The organism is Agaribacterium haliotis, assembly GCF_002312815.1.
In the GTDB taxonomy this organism is placed as follows: Bacteria; Pseudomonadota; Gammaproteobacteria; order Pseudomonadales; family Cellvibrionaceae; genus Agaribacterium; species Agaribacterium haliotis.
Genome location: NZ_NKQJ01000001.1, coordinates 338611 through 355589, shown reverse-complemented (window position 1 = coordinate 355589; position 16979 = coordinate 338611). Strand labels below are relative to the sequence as shown.

General features: G+C 52.5%; 14 protein-coding genes. 11 read left to right on the top strand and 3 right to left on the bottom strand.

Annotated features, from left to right (window positions below):
* Positions 1–60: 60 nt before the first annotated feature.
* Complete coding sequence (gene greB, locus CFK45_RS01615; RefSeq protein WP_096084895.1) at positions 61–534, top strand: transcription elongation factor GreB; 474 nt, start codon at positions 61–63, stop codon at positions 532–534.
* Between the two features lie 97 nt (positions 535–631).
* Here greB and CFK45_RS01610 read toward each other — a convergent pair whose 3' ends face one another.
* Positions 632–2650: an alpha/beta hydrolase family protein gene (locus CFK45_RS01610; protein ID WP_096084641.1), complete on the bottom strand. Its 2019-nt coding sequence runs from the start codon at positions 2648–2650 to the stop codon at positions 632–634.
* A 62-nt stretch (positions 2651–2712) separates the two neighbouring features.
* Between CFK45_RS01610 and tilS the strand changes: the two genes are divergently transcribed.
* The 10 genes from tilS (at position 2713) to rpoS (ending at position 13721) form a co-directional block, all read left to right on the top strand.
* Positions 2713–4074, top strand: coding sequence for a tRNA lysidine(34) synthetase TilS (gene tilS / locus CFK45_RS01605; protein WP_096084640.1), 1362 nt, complete (start codon positions 2713–2715; stop codon positions 4072–4074).
* A gap of 374 nt (positions 4075–4448) precedes the next feature.
* Positions 4449–6077, top strand: a complete 1629-nt coding sequence (locus tag CFK45_RS01595) for a CTP synthase (protein ID WP_096084894.1) — start codon at positions 4449–4451, stop codon at positions 6075–6077.
* A 20-nt stretch (positions 6078–6097) separates the two neighbouring features.
* Positions 6098–6949: a 3-deoxy-8-phosphooctulonate synthase gene (gene kdsA / locus CFK45_RS01590; RefSeq protein ID WP_096084893.1), complete on the top strand. Its 852-nt coding sequence runs from the start codon at positions 6098–6100 to the stop codon at positions 6947–6949.
* 32 nt (positions 6950–6981) lie between these two features.
* Positions 6982–8271 (top strand): phosphopyruvate hydratase, encoded by a 1290-nt coding sequence (gene eno, locus CFK45_RS01585; protein WP_096084638.1) that lies wholly within the window; start codon positions 6982–6984, stop codon positions 8269–8271.
* A 377-nt stretch (positions 8272–8648) separates the two neighbouring features.
* The gene (gene ftsB, locus CFK45_RS01580; protein ID WP_096084637.1) at positions 8649–8930 is read left to right on the top strand and encodes a cell division protein FtsB; all 282 of its coding nucleotides are present in this window, start codon (positions 8649–8651) and stop codon (positions 8928–8930) included.
* Positions 8930–9892 carry a tRNA pseudouridine(13) synthase TruD gene (gene truD / locus CFK45_RS01575; protein ID WP_096084636.1) on the top strand — a complete coding sequence of 321 codons (963 nt, stop codon included), beginning with the start codon at positions 8930–8932 and terminating at the stop codon, positions 9890–9892. Before ftsB ends, truD begins: the two co-directional genes overlap by 1 nt.
* Before the next feature lie 41 nt (positions 9893–9933).
* Positions 9934–10578, top strand: a complete 645-nt coding sequence (locus CFK45_RS01570; RefSeq protein WP_096084892.1) for a protein-L-isoaspartate(D-aspartate) O-methyltransferase — start codon at positions 9934–9936, stop codon at positions 10576–10578.
* A gap of 31 nt (positions 10579–10609) precedes the next feature.
* Positions 10610–11554: a DUF368 domain-containing protein gene (locus tag CFK45_RS01565; RefSeq protein ID WP_096084635.1), complete on the top strand. Its 945-nt coding sequence runs from the start codon at positions 10610–10612 to the stop codon at positions 11552–11554.
* Positions 11555–11821: 267 nt separating this feature from the next.
* A complete protein-coding gene (locus CFK45_RS01560) occupies positions 11822–12529 on the top strand; it encodes a peptidoglycan DD-metalloendopeptidase family protein (RefSeq protein WP_239923501.1) in 708 nt (235 codons plus the stop codon).
* Positions 12530–12707: 178 nt separating this feature from the next.
* Positions 12708–13721, top strand: a complete 1014-nt coding sequence (rpoS, locus tag CFK45_RS01555; RefSeq protein WP_096084633.1) for an RNA polymerase sigma factor RpoS — start codon at positions 12708–12710, stop codon at positions 13719–13721.
* A 133-nt stretch (positions 13722–13854) separates the two neighbouring features.
* Here rpoS and fdxA read toward each other — a convergent pair whose 3' ends face one another.
* A complete protein-coding gene (gene fdxA, locus CFK45_RS01550; RefSeq protein ID WP_096084632.1) occupies positions 13855–14178 on the bottom strand; it encodes a ferredoxin FdxA in 324 nt (107 codons plus the stop codon).
* 125 nt (positions 14179–14303) lie between these two features.
* The gene (gene mutS / locus CFK45_RS01545) at positions 14304–16892 is read right to left on the bottom strand and encodes a DNA mismatch repair protein MutS (protein ID WP_239923499.1); all 2589 of its coding nucleotides are present in this window, start codon (positions 16890–16892) and stop codon (positions 14304–14306) included.
* Positions 16893–16979: the final 87 nt, after the last annotated feature.

Below are 16979 nucleotides of genomic sequence, written 5' to 3'. Positions count from 1 at the left end.
GTAGCTGCAATGTTTAGTAAAATGCTTTATAAGGCATTTTTAGTTTTGTGTTACACGAATATGAGAGCAGCACTGATTACCGAGCAGGGTTACCAGGACTTAAAGCAGGAGTTAAACGAGCTCTGGCGGGTGGAGCGGCCCGAGGTGACAAAAAAGGTTGCATGGGCTGCGAGCTTGGGGGATCGCAGTGAGAATGCCGACTATATCTACAATAAAAAAAGGCTGCGTGAAATCGATCGTCGTGTGCGTTATCTGCGCAAGTCGCTAGAGAACCTGAAGGTTGTTCACTACCACCCCGAGCAAGAGGGCAGGGTGTTTTTTGGCGCGTGGGTTGAAGTAGAAAATGACGCCGGTGAGTGCCTTAAGTTTCGTATTGTTGGTTACAACGAAATATTTAATCGCAAAGACTATATCTCCATCGATTCACCGATGGCCAAGGCGCTTCTTAAAAAACAGGTAGATGACGAGGCCGTTGTGCAAACTGAAGCCGGTACGGTCAGCTGGTATATCAATGCGATACGTTATGAAAAATAAAGCGCTGTGATTAGCGCTTTATTTTTCTTGCTTACCGGTATTTGTTGCCTGTTTTGCTTGTGCCTTCTCAAGCGTCAGTTTTATAGCGGTGGGCTTTTTAAGCCTGTTTCTCCAGTTTTAATACCCGCTGATAAAAATCCAACTCTGTTTCAAGCATCTTGATAACGGTTTTTGCTTGCCGGAAGCCGTGACCTTCGCCTTCAAATTCGACGTGCGTCACCGCAAGCCCTTTATTGCGCACGGCCGCTGCCATTTTTTTAGCTTGGTTCGGCGGTACGACTTTGTCGTCGAGCCCCTGAAATAACAGTAAAGGGCAGGAAAATCTGTCGACATCATTAATGGGCGAGCGCTGTTTATAAATTTCTCGGCATTCAGGGTAGGGGCCGATTAGTTGGTCGAGGTAGTGTTGCTCGAATTTGTGAGTGTCTGTTGCGAGGCTCTCAAGGTCGCCGATGCCGTAAAGGCTGGTCCCTGTGCTAAATAACTCGGTAAAACACAGCGCGGCGAGTACTGTATACCCCCCGGCGCTGCTGCCTTTGATAATTAGCGCTTCGGGGTTTGCCAGGCCCTGTTCAACTAAGCTTGTGCAAACGGTTTTCACATCTTCAACGTCGCAGATACCCCAGTTTTTATAAAGGCTTCGGCGGTAGTGGCGCCCGTAGCCAGTTGAGCCGCGATAGTTGATATCGACAACTGCAAAGCCGCGGTTGGTCCAAAATTGTATTTTGTAATTGAGGCTGCAGTCGCTTTGGCCAGTGGGGCCGCCGTGGCAGAGTACAATAAGCGGCGGTGCCCCCCGGTCACAGCTGTAGTTGCTGTTGTGGGGCGCGTAATAAAAGCCGTGGCAGCGCTTGTCGGCCTCGCCAAATTGCATGGCCTGTGCGGAGCTGATTTCTTTTCTATCGACCTTGCCCGGTTGGCCGTGAAGGTGAATTTGATTGTCTTCGTAAGAGCAAACCCTAGCCGCATAAGTGCTGCCACTTTGAATAAAGCAGCTCTGCTCGCCGGCAAAACTTATCGCTTCGATACTTGCGCAGGGGTCTCCGATAGTTTCGAGCGTTTTATCTGCCAGCGCCAGTTTGGCCAGTTGCCAGCGCCCGTGCTGGTTAAACGCAAATAAAATAGAATCTTTATTTATCCGATAGTGCTGCATGCCGAGCACCCAAAGTGGGGTTGCGCACTCGGCTTGTTGTTTGTAAAAAACCGTGGCTTTTTCTGGCTGGGCCAGGTCCTGTTGTTTGAGCTGCCACAGGTTCCACCAGTTATTTTGATCGCTGATAAAAAACAGGCTGTTGTCGGCAGCCCACAGCGGCTGAACAATACTTGCTTGGCTGGCCACTGCATCTGTGTTCTGTGCTTTGACTTTTTCAGGGTCGAGTGTGCTTATTTTTGTTAGTGAGTATTTGTTGATTTGCGCGATATGTAGGCGGGTGTTGTCCCAGGGCATATCGGGATGCATCCAGCTGATCCAGCACAATAAACTGCCGTCGTGGTTCAAGCGCGGGTAAGCGTAAAAGTCAGCGCCGGTTTCCAGGGTGTGTATTTGACCGTCGAGACTGATGCAAACAAGAAAGTTACTGACGCCTTTGTCACTGTGCTGCTCGGCGACGGCAATTAAGCTTTGTGTTTCAGTGCTTTGAACGTCTAGGTTTTCTTGGTTTCGATGTGCTTGTTCTCGGGGATTTTGATATGGGGCGCTTTGCCGCCTAAACACCAAATCGGCAAAGCGCAGGTTGTCCTGTTGGAATAACAAAACCGGCTCGCCCGAGCCCTCTAAAGCCAGGCGGTAAATGCCCTGGTCCTCGGCATTTACAAAAAATAGCTCGGTGTCACTGAAGCACAGGCTCTGGCCGCCGTATTCGTGAACGCGGGAGCGCACGCTGTAGGGCGCAGCTAGAATGCTCTCGTAGTTCTCTCCCCGGCCGCGCATAATAGTTACCCGGCCACTTTCTTCGGCGAGGCTTTGCAGCCAATATAGTTGTTGGCCGTGACATTGAGCTTCGCCAAGCCGGGGAGCGGCTGATGCAACCATTTCCGGGCTGATGCTGGACGGCCAGCAGCCCCAGCTTTTGTTTTGTTTGTTGCTGTCATCTGAGTGGGGCGCGGCTGTGTTCATGGGTGTTTTGTCGTATGGATTTTATTAAGGTGTAAGGGCGCAAAGGCGCTCATAGTATTCACATGCAGTTTGGCTCTGACAGTTTACAGAAATTCTCTGCCTGCACCGAGGCTGGCGGTCGACTTTATGTCGGCTACAGCGGCGGCCTGGATTCAAGCGTATTACTTGAGCTGCTCGCGCGCAGTGAGTTTGCCGCCCGTGTTGTCGCCGTACATATCAATCACGGCCTGTCGGCTCACGCCGATTTATGGCAGCGCCACTGCGAGCGCCGCTGCGCTGAGTTGGGTATAGTCTTTCAAAACTACCGTTTGGCCATTTCCGGTACGCACAATCTTGAATCCCGCGCTCGGCGCGAGCGCTACAGCTGCTTTAAAAAGTCGTTGAGCCCTGGCGATTTGCTATTGCTCGCTCACCACGCCGACGATCAAAGTGAAACCCTGCTGCAGCGTTTGGCGCGCGGGGCTGGCCTGCGGGGCATGGTCGCCGCGCCGCGCCAGCGCCAGCTGCGAGTTAGCGGCGGCGTTGCAAACTTGTATCGACCGCTGTTAAACACAAGCCGAGCTGCGCTTGAAGCCTGGGCGCAAACTGCCGGGCTTAGCTGGGTTGAAGATGACAGCAATACCTGCGTTGATTTTGATCGCAACTTTTTGCGGCTTCAGGTGTTGCCGTTAATTAAGCAGCGCTGGCCTCACTTTGCCAGTGCCTGCGCGCGCAGCGCCGAAAACTTGGCCGGGGATTTGGCGCTGCTGCAGGCTTATCTAAAAGCGGATCTTGAGCGCTGTGATCTGCGCAACGAGCGCCTGGGCCAGAGCCTGGACCTCGGTGTTTTTTTGCAGTTTGAGCCGGCAAAGCAGGCAGCGCTGCTGCGCTTGTGGTTGGCTGAGTGCGGCCAGCCAGCGCCAAATCAGCGCCGCCTGGCACAGTTTTACACCGTGCTTGCAGCCGCAGCCGATGCCCAGCCAAGGTTGCTGCTGGGGGAGTATGAGCTGCGGCGTTTTAATGGGCGGCTGTACCTGCTGCCTAAACTCGACGCGGTGACGAGCGATTATTCTGTGACGTGGACAGCGCAAAAACCTTTGAGTTTGGCCGATGGCTCGCGCTTATTTTTGCTCGGCGCCGACTCGCATCTGGCAAAGCCGCGCCTCGAGGTTGTCTATCGGCGCCCCGGCTTGCGCTGCAAGCCTGTGAACCGCCAGCACAGTCAAAGCTTAAAAAAACTTTTGCAGGAATATCAGCTAGAACCCTGGCTTCGAGATCGCGTGCCCCTGGTGTTTTTTGAGCAGCAATTGATTGCCGTTGCCGACTTGTGGTTGTGTGAAAATACAGTGATGAACGAGTCGGTGTCATTTTGCTGGTCCTATGGTGAGGTCGATAGTGACGTCGGCTCAGATAGCGATACCGATGCTGGCACTGAGCTCGACTAAGTTTAAGTTGCCCTTAGTTAATGCTTAGTTGGCGGCGAGTTTGGCTCTTTTGCTGTTTAAAAGCGTTTGCTGAACGCTTTTTACAAGCCGGGCTGCAATAATTACTGTCTATCATTAAGGCTTGTGCAGCGAGGGCTGCTTTGCGCGCTTACTTGCGTTGAGCTTGAGGGCTAATTCTGGTAGTCTGGCGCCCCGTCCTTGGGGGGCATAAACAGCTTGATCGCTGCTGACTCTTTGTTCCCCGGTCAGGTTTTTCAGCGCGCTTAAAGTGGCTGTCGGCTGTCTTTCTGTAGCAACGACTGTGAAACCTTGTTCTCCAGTTTTTAATATGCGCAATGCTTGCCGCGTTGCGCCTTCGTCATTTAGGGCAATACATGACTCGATTTATCTTTGTTACCGGCGGGGTAGTCTCGTCGTTAGGAAAAGGTATTGCATCGGCTTCGCTGGCAGCAGTGCTCGAAGCCCGTGGCCTTAAGGTCACCATCTTAAAACTCGACCCCTATATTAATGTTGACCCGGGTACAATGAGCCCGTTTCAGCACGGGGAAGTATTTGTTACCGAGGACGGTGCTGAGACCGACCTCGACTTGGGCCACTACGAGCGTTTTATTCGCTCTAAAATGACCCGCCTAAATAACTTTACTACCGGCCGTATCTACGAAACCGTGCTCAAAAAAGAGCGTCGCGGTGACTACCTCGGCGGCACGGTACAAGTGATTCCCCACATCACTGATGAAATTAAGCGGCGTGTGCTCGCCGGTGGCGATGGCTACGATGTGGCGATGGTTGAGATCGGTGGCACCGTTGGTGATATCGAGAGCCAACCGTTCTTAGAGGCGGTGCGCCAGCTCAAAGTTGAGCTCGGTTCCGAGCGCGCAGCGCTGATGCACCTGACTTTGGTGCCTTATATCGCTACCGCCGGTGAGACCAAAACCAAGCCAACCCAGCACAGTGTTAAAGAGCTGCGCTCGATCGGCATACAGCCCGATGTGTTGCTGTGTCGCTCTGAAAAAGAAGTCGATGAAGACAGCCGCCGCAAGATTGCGCTGTTCACCAACGTTGAAGAAAAAGCCGTCGTGCCGCTGCCCGATGCTAAGAGCATCTACAGCATTCCTGCGCTTCTTCAGGGTTTTAATCTCGATCAGATTATTCTCGACAAGTTCCGCATTGAAGCGCCAGTTGCCGATCTTCACGAGTGGGAAACCGTACTCGACAACGAGCAGAACGCCGATGGCGAAGTCACCATTGCCATGGTTGGCAAATATATGGAGCTGCTCGACGCCTATAAAAGTTTGAACGAAGCGCTCAAACACGCCGGTCTGCACACCCGCACCAAGGTCAATATTCGCCACATTAACGCTGAAGATATCGAAGCTGAAAATGGCCTCGACCTGCTTAAAGATGTCGACGGTATTCTTGTACCGGGTGGTTTTGGTGAGCGCGGTCTCGAAGGTAAATTGATGACCGTGCGCTACGCGCGTGAAAACAAGGTGCCTTACCTCGGTATTTGTCTGGGCATGCAGAGTGTGGTGATTGAATTTGCGCGCAACGTGCTTGGTCTCGACGATGCGAACAGCACTGAATTTAATCCAAAGTCGGCCAACCCTGTTATCGGCTTGATCACTGAGTGGATCAACAAAGAAGGGGATACGGAAACGCGCGATGAAAACGCCGATCTCGGTGGCACCATGCGCCTCGGTGCACAGTTGGCTCACTTAGAGGCCGGTTCGAAAGCGGCCGATATTTATGGAAAAACTGAGGTGTTTGAGCGCCATCGCCATCGCTACGAAGTCAACAACAACTACCTCGATGCGCTGCGCAAAGGTGGTTTGAGCATTAGCGGCTGGTCTGCGGATCACTCCTTGGTTGAAGTGGTAGAAATTGAAGACCACCCGTGGTTTGTCGCCTGTCAGTTCCACCCGGAATTTACCTCGACGCCGCGCGACGGTCACCCGCTGTTTACCAGCTATATCGCCGCTGTTAAAGAAAACAAGAAGGCTTAATACCTATGCAAAACAAGCCGATGCAAAACAAGATTATTAATGTTGCCGGTGTAGAAGTCGCCAACGACAAGCCTTTCACGCTGTTTGGCGGCATGAACGTGCTCGAGAGCGAAGAGCTTGCGCTTCGTATTTGTGAGCACTACGTAAAAGTGACCGATCAACTTGGCATCCCTTACGTATTTAAAGCCAGCTTCGATAAAGCCAACCGCTCGTCGGTGAACAGTTTTCGCGGCCCCGGTATGGAAGAGGGTATAAAGATTTTCGAAGCGTTGAAGCGTGAATTCAACGTTCCGATCATCACCGACGTGCACGAACAGCATCAATGTCAGCCTGTTGCCGAAGTTGTTGATGTAATTCAACTCCCCGCTTTTTTAGCAAGGCAAACTGACCTCGTTAAAGCCATGGCTGCCACCGGCGCCGTGATTAATGTGAAAAAACCCCAGTTTTTAAGCCCTGGGCAAATGAAGAACATCGTCGATAAGTTTGCAGAGTGTGGCAATGAACAGCTGATTCTCTGCGAGCGCGGTTCGTGCATGGGTTATGACAACTTGGTTGTCGACATGCTCGGCTTTCGCACCATGAAAGAGTGCAGTGGTGGTGCGCCGGTGATCTTTGACGTGACCCACGCCCTGCAGTGTCGCGACCCACTTTCGGAAGCTTCTGGCGGCCGCCGCCACCAGACAGCTGAACTTGCCCGTGCCGGTATCGCCGTGGGTATCGCAGGATTATTCCTAGAAGCGCATCCAGAGCCAGATCAGGCCAAATGCGACGGACCAAGCGCCTTGCCTCTTGAAAAATTGCAAGGCTTTTTATCATCCATCAAAGCTCTGGATGACTTGATTAAAAGTCAGCCAGAACTGGATATTCAATAATTGCTACTAAGTAAGGTATAGAGAGTAAGTCTATGACTACAATTGCAGACGTTATCGGTTTTGAGGTAATGGATAGCCGCGGTAACCCTACCGTTATGGCCGAAGTTGTGTTGGAATCCGGCGTTGTTGGTAGCGCCTGTGCTCCTTCAGGTGCTTCTACAGGTTCACGTGAAGCTCTGGAGCTGCGTGACGGTGACAAGAGCCGCTACCTGGGTAAAGGTGTACTGAAGGCAGTTGCCAACGTAAACGATTCAATCAAACCTCTGTTGGTTGGTAAAGACGCAGCCGATCAGTACGGCATCGACAAAATCATGATCGACGCCGACGGCACTGAGAACAAAGCCAACTTCGGCGCAAACGCCATTCTGGCTGTTTCTTTGGCTGCTGCCAAAGCCGTTGCTGCTGAGAAGAAAATTCCTCTCTATGCACATATCGCTGACGTAAACGGCACTCCTGGCCGTTTCAGCATGCCAGTGCCAATGATGAACATCGTCAATGGTGGTGAGCACGCCGATAACAACGTCGACATTCAAGAGTTCATGATTCAGCCTGTTAGCGCGCCTAACTTCGCTGAAGCTCTGCGCATGGGTGCTGAAGTATTCCACGCCCTGAAGAAAGTACTCAGCGGCCGCGGCCTGAACACCGCTGTTGGTGACGAAGGTGGTTTTGCTCCTAACCTCGAGTCTAACGAAGACGCTCTGAAAGCCATCGCTGAAGCGGTTGCTAACGCTGGTTACGAGCTGGGCAAAGACATCACTCTGGCTCTCGACTGTGCAGCGTCTGAATTCTACAAAGACGGCGTTTACGATCTGTCTGGCGAAGGCAAGAAATTCACGCCTTCAGAATTCACTGACTACCTGGCCGAGCTTGTTGCCAAATACCCAATTCTTTCTGTTGAAGACGGTATGGACGAGAGCGACTGGGAAGGTTGGGCTGAGCTGACTCAAAAAGTTGGTGACAAAACCCAGCTGGTTGGTGACGACCTGTTCGTAACCAACACTAAGATCTTGAAGCGTGGTATCGATGAGAACATCGGTAACTCTATCCTGATCAAGTTCAACCAGATCGGTTCTTTGTCTGAGACGCTTGACGCGATCAAGATGGCTCAGGAAGCTGGCTTCACTGCGGTTATCTCTCACCGTTCAGGTGAAACCGAAGACACCACCATCGCCGACCTGGCTGTTGCTACCGCTGCTGGCCAAATCAAGACGGGTTCTTTGTCTCGTTCTGACCGTATCGCCAAGTACAACCGCCTGCTTCGCATCGAAGCTGAGCTCGGTGACAAAGTTGAATACCGCGGCCGTGCGGAATTCAAAAACTAAGTTAGCAGCTATTGCTTAACATAGTTTCTTAAGGCCGGCTTTATGTCGGCCTTTTTTGTGCTCGCTCGATTTTTACCAGAACGAGTGGTTTATCTATTTTGAGTCTTGAGCAAGCTTGCCGTTGTTGAATAGAGGGAAGGTTGAAGGGCAATTTGCCGCCGGGAGCGGCAAGATACAAAACTCCTGGAGAGTTTTGATCCGCAGTAGCGCCCGTAGGGGGGGGGAGGGCAGGAAGCCCGAGCGATCACCGCACAGGATGTCTCGAGCGTGCCCTGATGCCTTCCCTCTAGTCGACTACGGCATGAAAGCACCGCCGTCAGAGAAGAAAAGCTATAGAAACCTGCAACTTGTGGGGGCTTTTGTGTTAAAACGTGCGCATGAAAATTTTGAGCTTGGTCTTGTTGATTTTGCTGTTGCTGACTCAGTATCGCCTGTGGGTCGGTGAGGGCAGCATTGCGCACGTCTCCGAGCTCAAGCGCAATATCGCCAAGCAAGAGGCTGAAAACCAGCGTTTAAAAGCTCAGAATCAGAACTTGGCGCTAGAGGTGGAAGCGCTTCGCAGTGGCCTCGACGCGGTTGAGGCTCGAGCTCGGGAAGAGCTTGGTCTGATCAAAAAGGGCGAGACCTTTTTCTTATTTATCGATCCTGAAGAACAGTAATGGCTGATTTAGATTTTAATTTTGCCTGGGGTGGGCCCAGGCAAACAGCGGGCTTTCGCCTGAGCCCGGAAGATTTTGTCGTCGACGAGCAGATGTCCGTTGATTTTAGCGGTGAGGGTGAGCACTTTTGGCTGCATATTCAAAAGCGCGGTGAAAACACGGAATGGGTAGCTAAAAAATTGGCAAGTTATTTTGGCCTGAAAAAAATGGATGTGGGTTACGGTGGGAAAAAGGATCGCCACGCGGTGACCTCGCAGTGGTTTAGCCTGTACCTGCCCGGTAAAAGCCACCACATTGATTGGCAGGATTTTATCGAACAGAGCCAGCTAGATGCGACGTTACTCGCAAGCGCAAGCCACAGCAAAAAACTGCGTATGGGCGAGCACAGTGCCAACCGCTTTCAAATTCGGCTGCAGGGCATTGAGCCGACAACCGAGCTTGAGCAAACCCTGCTGCAGATTAAAGAAAAAGGTGTGCCCAATTATTTTGGTGAGCAGCGCTTTGGCCGCGACGGTGGCAACCTTGAGCGCGCTGCGCAGTGGGTAAAAGATGTGCGCTCAGTGCGCAACCGCAATACGCGCAGCATTTTAATGTCATCAGCGCGCTCTTATTTGTTTAACAAGGTGCTCAGTGAGCGTGTGGCTGCGGCAAACTGGTTGAGTGTGCTCGACGGTGACCCCGAGCTCGAGCCGAGTGGCCCGCTTTGGGGGCGGGGCTTAGCCCTTAGTCACGGCGCTTGCCTTGAGTTTGAGCAGCGGGCGCTCGAGGCATTTGAACTCTGGTGCTCGGCGTTAGAAAATGTCGGCCTTCAACAGCAAAGGCGCGCTCTGGTATTGAGGCCGCGCTTTATCGACTGGGAATTTGTCGATAAGTCCGTGGTGCTGAAGCTCGAGCTCGAGCCCGGCCAGTTTGCAACCTCGGTGCTGAGAGAATTAGCAATATTGGAACAACCCGAGCGTTAAGGTTAGAAATCGTGGATAACCTCAGTTTTCAAGGTGTGGGCATGACGTCCAAGCGCACGAGGGATCGTTTGGTCGCTCGCCTGCAAGAGCAGGGTGTCACCGATCAAGCGGTGCTGGATGTGGTGGCCAATACGCCTCGCCACCTGTTTATCGATGAAGCCCTGTCCCATCGCGCGTATGAGGATACGGCGCTGCCGATAGGTTTTGGGCAGACCATCAGCCAGCCCTACATCGTTGCGCGGATGACGGAGTTGGTTCTGGCTGCGGCTGCTGAACCCAAAAATGTGCTTGAAATTGGCACTGGCTGCGGATATCAAACCGCTGTATTGGCGCAGTTGGTGCCGAAGGTGTTCAGTGTCGAGCGCATCAAACCGCTGCAAGATAAAGCCAAGCAGCGCTTAAAGGGGCTCGGTATTCGCAACGTTGAGTATCGCTACGCCGATGGCGGCTTTGGCTGGCCCGAGCGCGAGTTAAGCTTCGACGCAATTTTGTCGGCAGCGGCGCCGCGCAGCTTGCCGCAGAGCCTGTGTGATCAGCTAGCACCGGGCGGCGTGTTGGTGATTCCTATTGGTGCGGACACACAAGAACTTACAGTTGTCATCCGCGATCGGGAAGATACAGACAAGTTTCACAAGCAGGTCTACGAAGCGGTCAAGTTTGTTCCGCTCTTATCTGGGCTCGCCTGAGCCTCTCGTCTATTCAAATTAAGGACTTTTTATGTCATCCCGCAGTATCAAGGATTACCTGAAGATCAGTGCTAAAGGCATGGCCATGGGCGCGGCCGATATAGTGCCCGGCGTTAGCGGTGGAACCATTGCTCTGATTACGGGTATCTATGCTGAGTTACTGAGCAGCTTGAGGGGCTTGACGCCGGCCAAACTTGCGGTGCTTGTCAAAGATGGGCCGCTGGCCTTTTGGCAGAGCATAAACGGCAATTTTCTACTGGCCTTGTTCGCCGGCATCCTCTTAAGCATAAAAACCTTAGCTGGTCTTGTTTCCTGGGCGCTCGAGCATCACCCTCTGCTGTTGTGGGGCGGCTTTAGCGGCTTGATTTTGGCTTCGCTTGTTAGTTTGTATCGCCAGCAGGCGCGTTGGCAGTGGCCGCATATTGTACTGTTTGCGCTCGGCGCAGCCTTGGTTGTCGGCCTGGCCCTGGCCAAGCCGACTGAGCTTCCGGCTTATTGGTGGGTGCTGTTTCTAGGTGGTTTTATCGCCATCAGCGCGATGATTCTGCCGGGCATATCCGGCAGCTTTATTCTGCTTTTGCTCGGGCTCTACCCTCAGGTGCTCAAAGCGGTTGAGACACTCGACATTGTCGCACTGGCTGTATTTGCTCTAGGTTGTATTTGTGGTCTTTTGTTGTTTTCTCGTTTTCTTAGCTGGCTTTTATTGCGTTGGTATCAGGGCACTCTGGCGGTCATGCTCGGCTTTTTGCTCGGTTCACTTTATGTTACGTGGCCCTGGAAGCAGGTGCTCGAAACCACCATTGATCGGCACGGTGAGCCGCGCGCGCTGCGCCTGGCCAATATCAGCCCCGAGCAATACACGCTTTTAAACGGCGAAGCGAATCAATGGCCTGCGGTGCTGCTGTGTTTTGCCCTCGGCGCTGCCCTGGTTTTTATTTTAGATCGTTTCAGTGGCAGCTCTAAGGCCCAGGCTTAACGCACTGTTTTGGATGACTGCCTCGGAAATGTGCGGTCAATGCTAGAAAAATGTGCTTTTTGTTATAAAAAATATAGACTTTTTAGCGATGCATACGTGGAAAGCTATTTCATCCAGTTCTAAGACTCATAGGTTGTAGTAATAAAAAAGTGTGGGTTTTTGGTGGTGTTGATCTAAAGGTGACGGGGCGCCATGCTTAGGCTGTTTAATATATTAATCATATTTTTTGTGCTTTTGAGCTGCAGCTCACAGACAAAGCTGGCGCCCGTGGTCGACGCCCGTCAGCCCCCCGGCACCGCGCTTACCTACCATATAGTTGCACCCGGCGAGACGCTCTATAGCATCGCCTGGCGCTACAACTTGAACTATAAAAAACTCGCCAAAAACAACGGAATTGGCCGTTCTTACACTATTTACCCCGGGCAGAAACTAAGCCTTGTTGGCGGCGGCAAGGCGGCGCGTAAGTCGAGTGCTGCAAGCGCAAAATCTAGTACCAAAACCAGTTCTGTTGGTACTAAAGTCGCACCCAAGGCCGAGCCCACACGTTTAAAAAATCAAGCAGCCGGGCCTAAAAATCATACGGCAAAAAAAAGTGCACAAAAAAAGCCCAGCTGGGCCTGGCCGGCAAACGGCCGTTTGATTACGCGTTTTAACGCAAATTCGGGGCTGAGCAAGGGGATTGATATCGCCTCAAATTTGCGAGAGCCTGTCCGTGCGGCATCTTCGGGGACGGTTGTTTATTCCGGTGAGGGGCTGCGAGGCTACGGCAAACTACTAATCATCAAGCACAGTGATAAATATTTAAGTGCTTATGCTCACAACCACCGCTTGTTGGTGAAAGAGGGGCAGCTTGTAAACAAGGGTGAAAAGATTGCCGAAATGGGTGAAACGGGCACGGACTCAGTCAAACTGCACTTCGAAATTCGTTACGACGGAAAACCTGTTGACCCTCTAGCCTATTTACCGCCGAGGTAGTTACAAAGGAAGTACTAAAAGAAATGGCGCTGCTGCCGACACATAACTACTCGAGAGTTTGTTGTCAGCATCCGAATCAAACTCGGTGGGGGAAAAGAGAGGGATGTAAGAATCTCTTGGAACACAACTAATAGCGACCTAAATAGGTTTGCAAATAACCAAGCAAGAGGTACGGATTATGGCAGTGCAAGAGCTCGATGCAGTTTTTGAACAAAGCAACAATGCAGTCATTTCACCAGCAACGGCCGAGAACAAGGATATTAAAAAGAGTTCGCCGGCTAACGAAGTACCTAAGCGAAAGCGGACACGTCGTGCCAACGTTGTTGAGACCGATATCGAAGATACCAATGAGCGCAGCTTAGATGCCACTCAATTATATTTAAATGAGATTGGCTATTCTCCTTTGCTCAGCGCTGAAGAAGAAGTGTATTTTGCCCGTAAAGCTCTGCGTGGCTGCGAGGCCTCGCGCAAGCGCATGATAGAAAGCAACTTGCGTTTGGTAGTTAAAATCAGTCGCCGTTATATCAATCGCGGCTTGGCCCTGCTCGACTTAATTGAAGAGGGCAATCTGGGCCTGATTCGCGCAGTGGAAAAATTTGACCCCGAGCGCGGTTTTCGTTTTTCAACTTACGCAACGTGGTGGATTCGCCAGACCATTGAACGTGCGATTATGAACCAGACACGCACGATTCGCCTGCCTATTCACGTGGTGAAAGAACTCAATGTGTATCTGCGTGCGTCACGTGAACTGAGCCAAAAGCTTGACCATGAGCCGACAGCCGAAGAAATCGCCAATTTGCTTGAGCGCCCGGTTGCCGATGTAGAGAAAATGCTTGCTTTAAACGAGCGAGTGACATCGATGGATTCGCCCATCGGCCCAAGTTCTGACAAAACTTTGGTCGACACAGTACCGGATCAAAATGTCAGTAACCCTTCGTCAATTCTGCAAGATAACGATTTAACAGCAAGCCTCGATAAGTGGCTTGACGACCTAAGTGAAAAGCAGCGCGAAGTCATCGCTCGCCGCTTTGGCCTCAGGGGCTACGAGACCAGTACTTTAGAAGAGGTTGGTCGCGAAATCGGTTTAACCCGCGAGCGCGTTCGCCAAATTCAAGTTGAAGCCCTGCGCCGCATGCGCGATATCCTTGAGAGTCAGGGCCTGGATGCGACCGCATTGTTTGGTGTTGAGTAAAATACGTGGGCCAACGGCCCTTGTTTAGGCGGGTTCCTTACCTGTTTGAAGAGTAAAAAGCGCAGATACAAAAAAAGCCGCATCAAGCGGCTTTTTTTGTATCTGCGTACAAGCGTTTGGGTGTTGTGTAGCCCTAACGCTCGAGATACTGCAGTTTGTTTTCAACGCCGTCCCATTCGGCGTGATCGGCCGGGGCGTCTTTTTTCTCGGTGATGTTCGGCCAGACTTCGGCAAGCTCTGCATTGAGCTCAAGAAATGCTTCCTGATCTTCAGGCAGCTCATCCTCGGAGAAAATGGCATCTACCGGGCACTCGGGCTCACACAGAGCACAGTCGATGCACTCATCCGGGTGAATTACAAGAAAGTTTGGACCTTCATAAAAGCAGTCAACGGGGCACACTTCAACACAGTCGGTGTGTTTACACTTGATACAGTTATCGCCAACGACAAAAGTCATTTTCTTAGTTCTCCGTTAAATAACGGCGCGCATTTTAGCGAATGTGTGCATTTTTGTAAGCAAAAAGTGCAGATAAGCTAAATAAATTGCGCCGATATTTTTGATATTAACCATCGGTTCTACAGTTATAGCAGCTCTTTTAGTTTATATAGGGCTTCTAAAGCCTGGCGCGGGCTGAGCTCATCGGGCTCCAGGCTTTCGAGTTTCTGCTCGGCTGCAGACGGGCCGGAGCTGGCAAATAGGTCCGCTTGAATAGTGTTGGCACTCGCTTTTTGCTGTTTGGGTTGCGCGGTGGTGGCGTCGGATGCTTGCCCGGCTTCGAGCACAGCCAGCTGATGCTGAGCCTGCGCTAAAATAGCGCTTGGAATACCCGCAAGCTTGGCAACCTGCAAACCAAAACTCTTGCTCGCCGGGCCACTTTTAATATTGTGCAGAAACACAATGTCGTCGCCGTGCTCGGTTGCATCCAGGTGCACATTGCTGACGCCGCGCAAGCTGTCTGCGAGTTCTGTCAGTTCAAAATAGTGTGTCGCAAACAGGGTAAAGGCCTGAATTTCACGGGCCAGGTGCTCGACGCAGGCCCAGGCCAGGCTGAGGCCGTCATAGGTGCTGGTGCCCCGACCGATTTCATCCATAAGCACCAGGCTCTGAGCGCTGGCATTATTTAAGATATTCGCAGTTTCGGTCATCTCAACCATAAACGTCGACCGGCCGCCGGCAAGGTCGTCTGATGAGCCGATGCGCGTAAAAATACGATCGACCAGCGGCAGCTCGGCTTCACTTGCCGGGACGCAGCTGCCTATTTGTGCCAGTAACACAATAACCGCAGCCTGGCGCATGTAGGTTGATTTACCGCCCATATTCGGGCCGGTGATCAGCAGCATTTTCTGGCGCTCATCAAGCTCGAGGTCATTGGGTACAAACGGGCCGTCGAGTACTTTTTCTACAACGGGGTGGCGGCCTTCGCGGATCATCATGTGTCCGCTTTCGCTGAGCTTGGGTTTGCAGAAATTCAGCGCGGCGGCGCGCTCGCCGAGTGTGCACAAAACATCGAGTTCGGCTACGGCTTCGGCACTTTGCTGCAGCGCGACCAACTCGCCGGCGATCCTTTCGACCAGTTCATCGTAGAGCGCTTTTTCGCGGCTGAGGGCACGGCTTTTTGCCGACAGAGCTTTATCTTCAAAGGTTTTTAGCTCGGGGGTGATAAAGCGCTCGGCGTTTTTAAGTGTCTGCCGGCGAATGTACTCGGTTGGCGCGTCGACGGCCTGAGCTTTACTAATTTCAATGTAATAGCCGTGCACACGATTAAAGCCGACCTTAAGTGTCGATAGGCCGGTGCGTTCTTTTTCTTGCTGTTCAAGCTTGACTAAATAATCGCCGGCATTGCTGCTGATGGCGCGCAGCTCGTCGAGCTCACTATCAAAAGCTTCGCGTATGACACCGCCGTCGCGAATAACAACCGGTGGGTTATCAACCAGAGCGCGCTCAAGCAGAGCGTGTAGCTCGGGGAATTCAGCGATGTTTTTTGCCAGAGCGCAAAGGCGCTCGCTGTTACTCTGCGCTAACACGGCCTGCAGGGCGGGGTAGCATGCGATGGAACTGCACAGGCGGCTTAAATCTCGCGGGCGAGCCGAGCGCAACGCGATGCGGCCGAGAATACGCTCAAGATCGCCGATGTTTTTGAGCTCATCGCGCAGCTGCTCTGTGTGAAGTGCCGTGCGCAGTTCGTCGACCGCGTCTTGGCGCAGGCGTAGCGTGTCCAAATCGCGCAGGGGGTTGTTGAGCCAGCGGCGCAACATACGCGAACCCATTGCCGTTTTACTGGTATTGAGCACGTCAAACAGGCTGTTTTCTTCATTGCCCTGAGCGTTTTGGTCGATCTCCAGGTTGGCTCGGGTGGCGGCGTCGAGCTGCACACTGCGCTCGGGGTTTTCCTGCTGCAAACTGTATACGTGACTGAGCTCTGTGCGCTGAGTTTCCTGCGCGTAATTCAGCAGGCAACCGGCAGCGCCGATGGCGGCGGTCAGAGCCTCACAGCCAAAGCCAGCAAGATCGCGCGTGCCGAAGTGGCGGCACAGCTCGCGCTCGGCGCTTTCAATATCAAATTCCCAAGGCGCGCGGGCGCGCAGGCCCGGGCGTTCGGCAAGCAGGTTTTTTTCCGCCATATTTTCCGGTAGCAACAATTCCGCTGGGGCGAGCCTTGCGATTTGATCGAGCAGCTGTTCGCTGTGCTCAACTTCGAAGGCGCTAAATTTACCGCTGCTCATGTCCAGCGTTGCGATACCAAAGTGGCCCCCGCCAGAACACGCGGCAACTAACAAGTTGTCTTTTTGTGCATCCAGCAAGGCCTCGTCGCTCACTGTGCCCGGTGTCACAACACGCATGACCTTGCGCTCAACCGGACCTTTGCTGGTTGCAGGGTCGCCAACTTGCTCACAAATGGCGACCGAAACACCAACTTTAACTAGCTTGGCAAGATAACCTTCGGCGGCGTGATAGGGCACGCCGGCCATTGGGATGGGTTCGCCACCACTTTTGCCGCGCGCCGTCAGGGTGACGTCGAGCAACTGTGCGGCGCGTTTGGCGTCGTCATAAAACAGTTCGTAAAAATCGCCCATGCGATAAAAAACGAGCTCGTTTGGGTGTTCGGCTTTGATCTTTAAATACTGCTGCATCATCGGCGTGTGTTGGGCCGACTTGTTTTTATCGCTCATGCTCTTGTGTGCTGATTGTTTGAGGTTTTTAGGCGGCTAGGCAATGGAATAAGCCAGAGCTTGCGGCTTTCTACAAGGCAAAAAGGC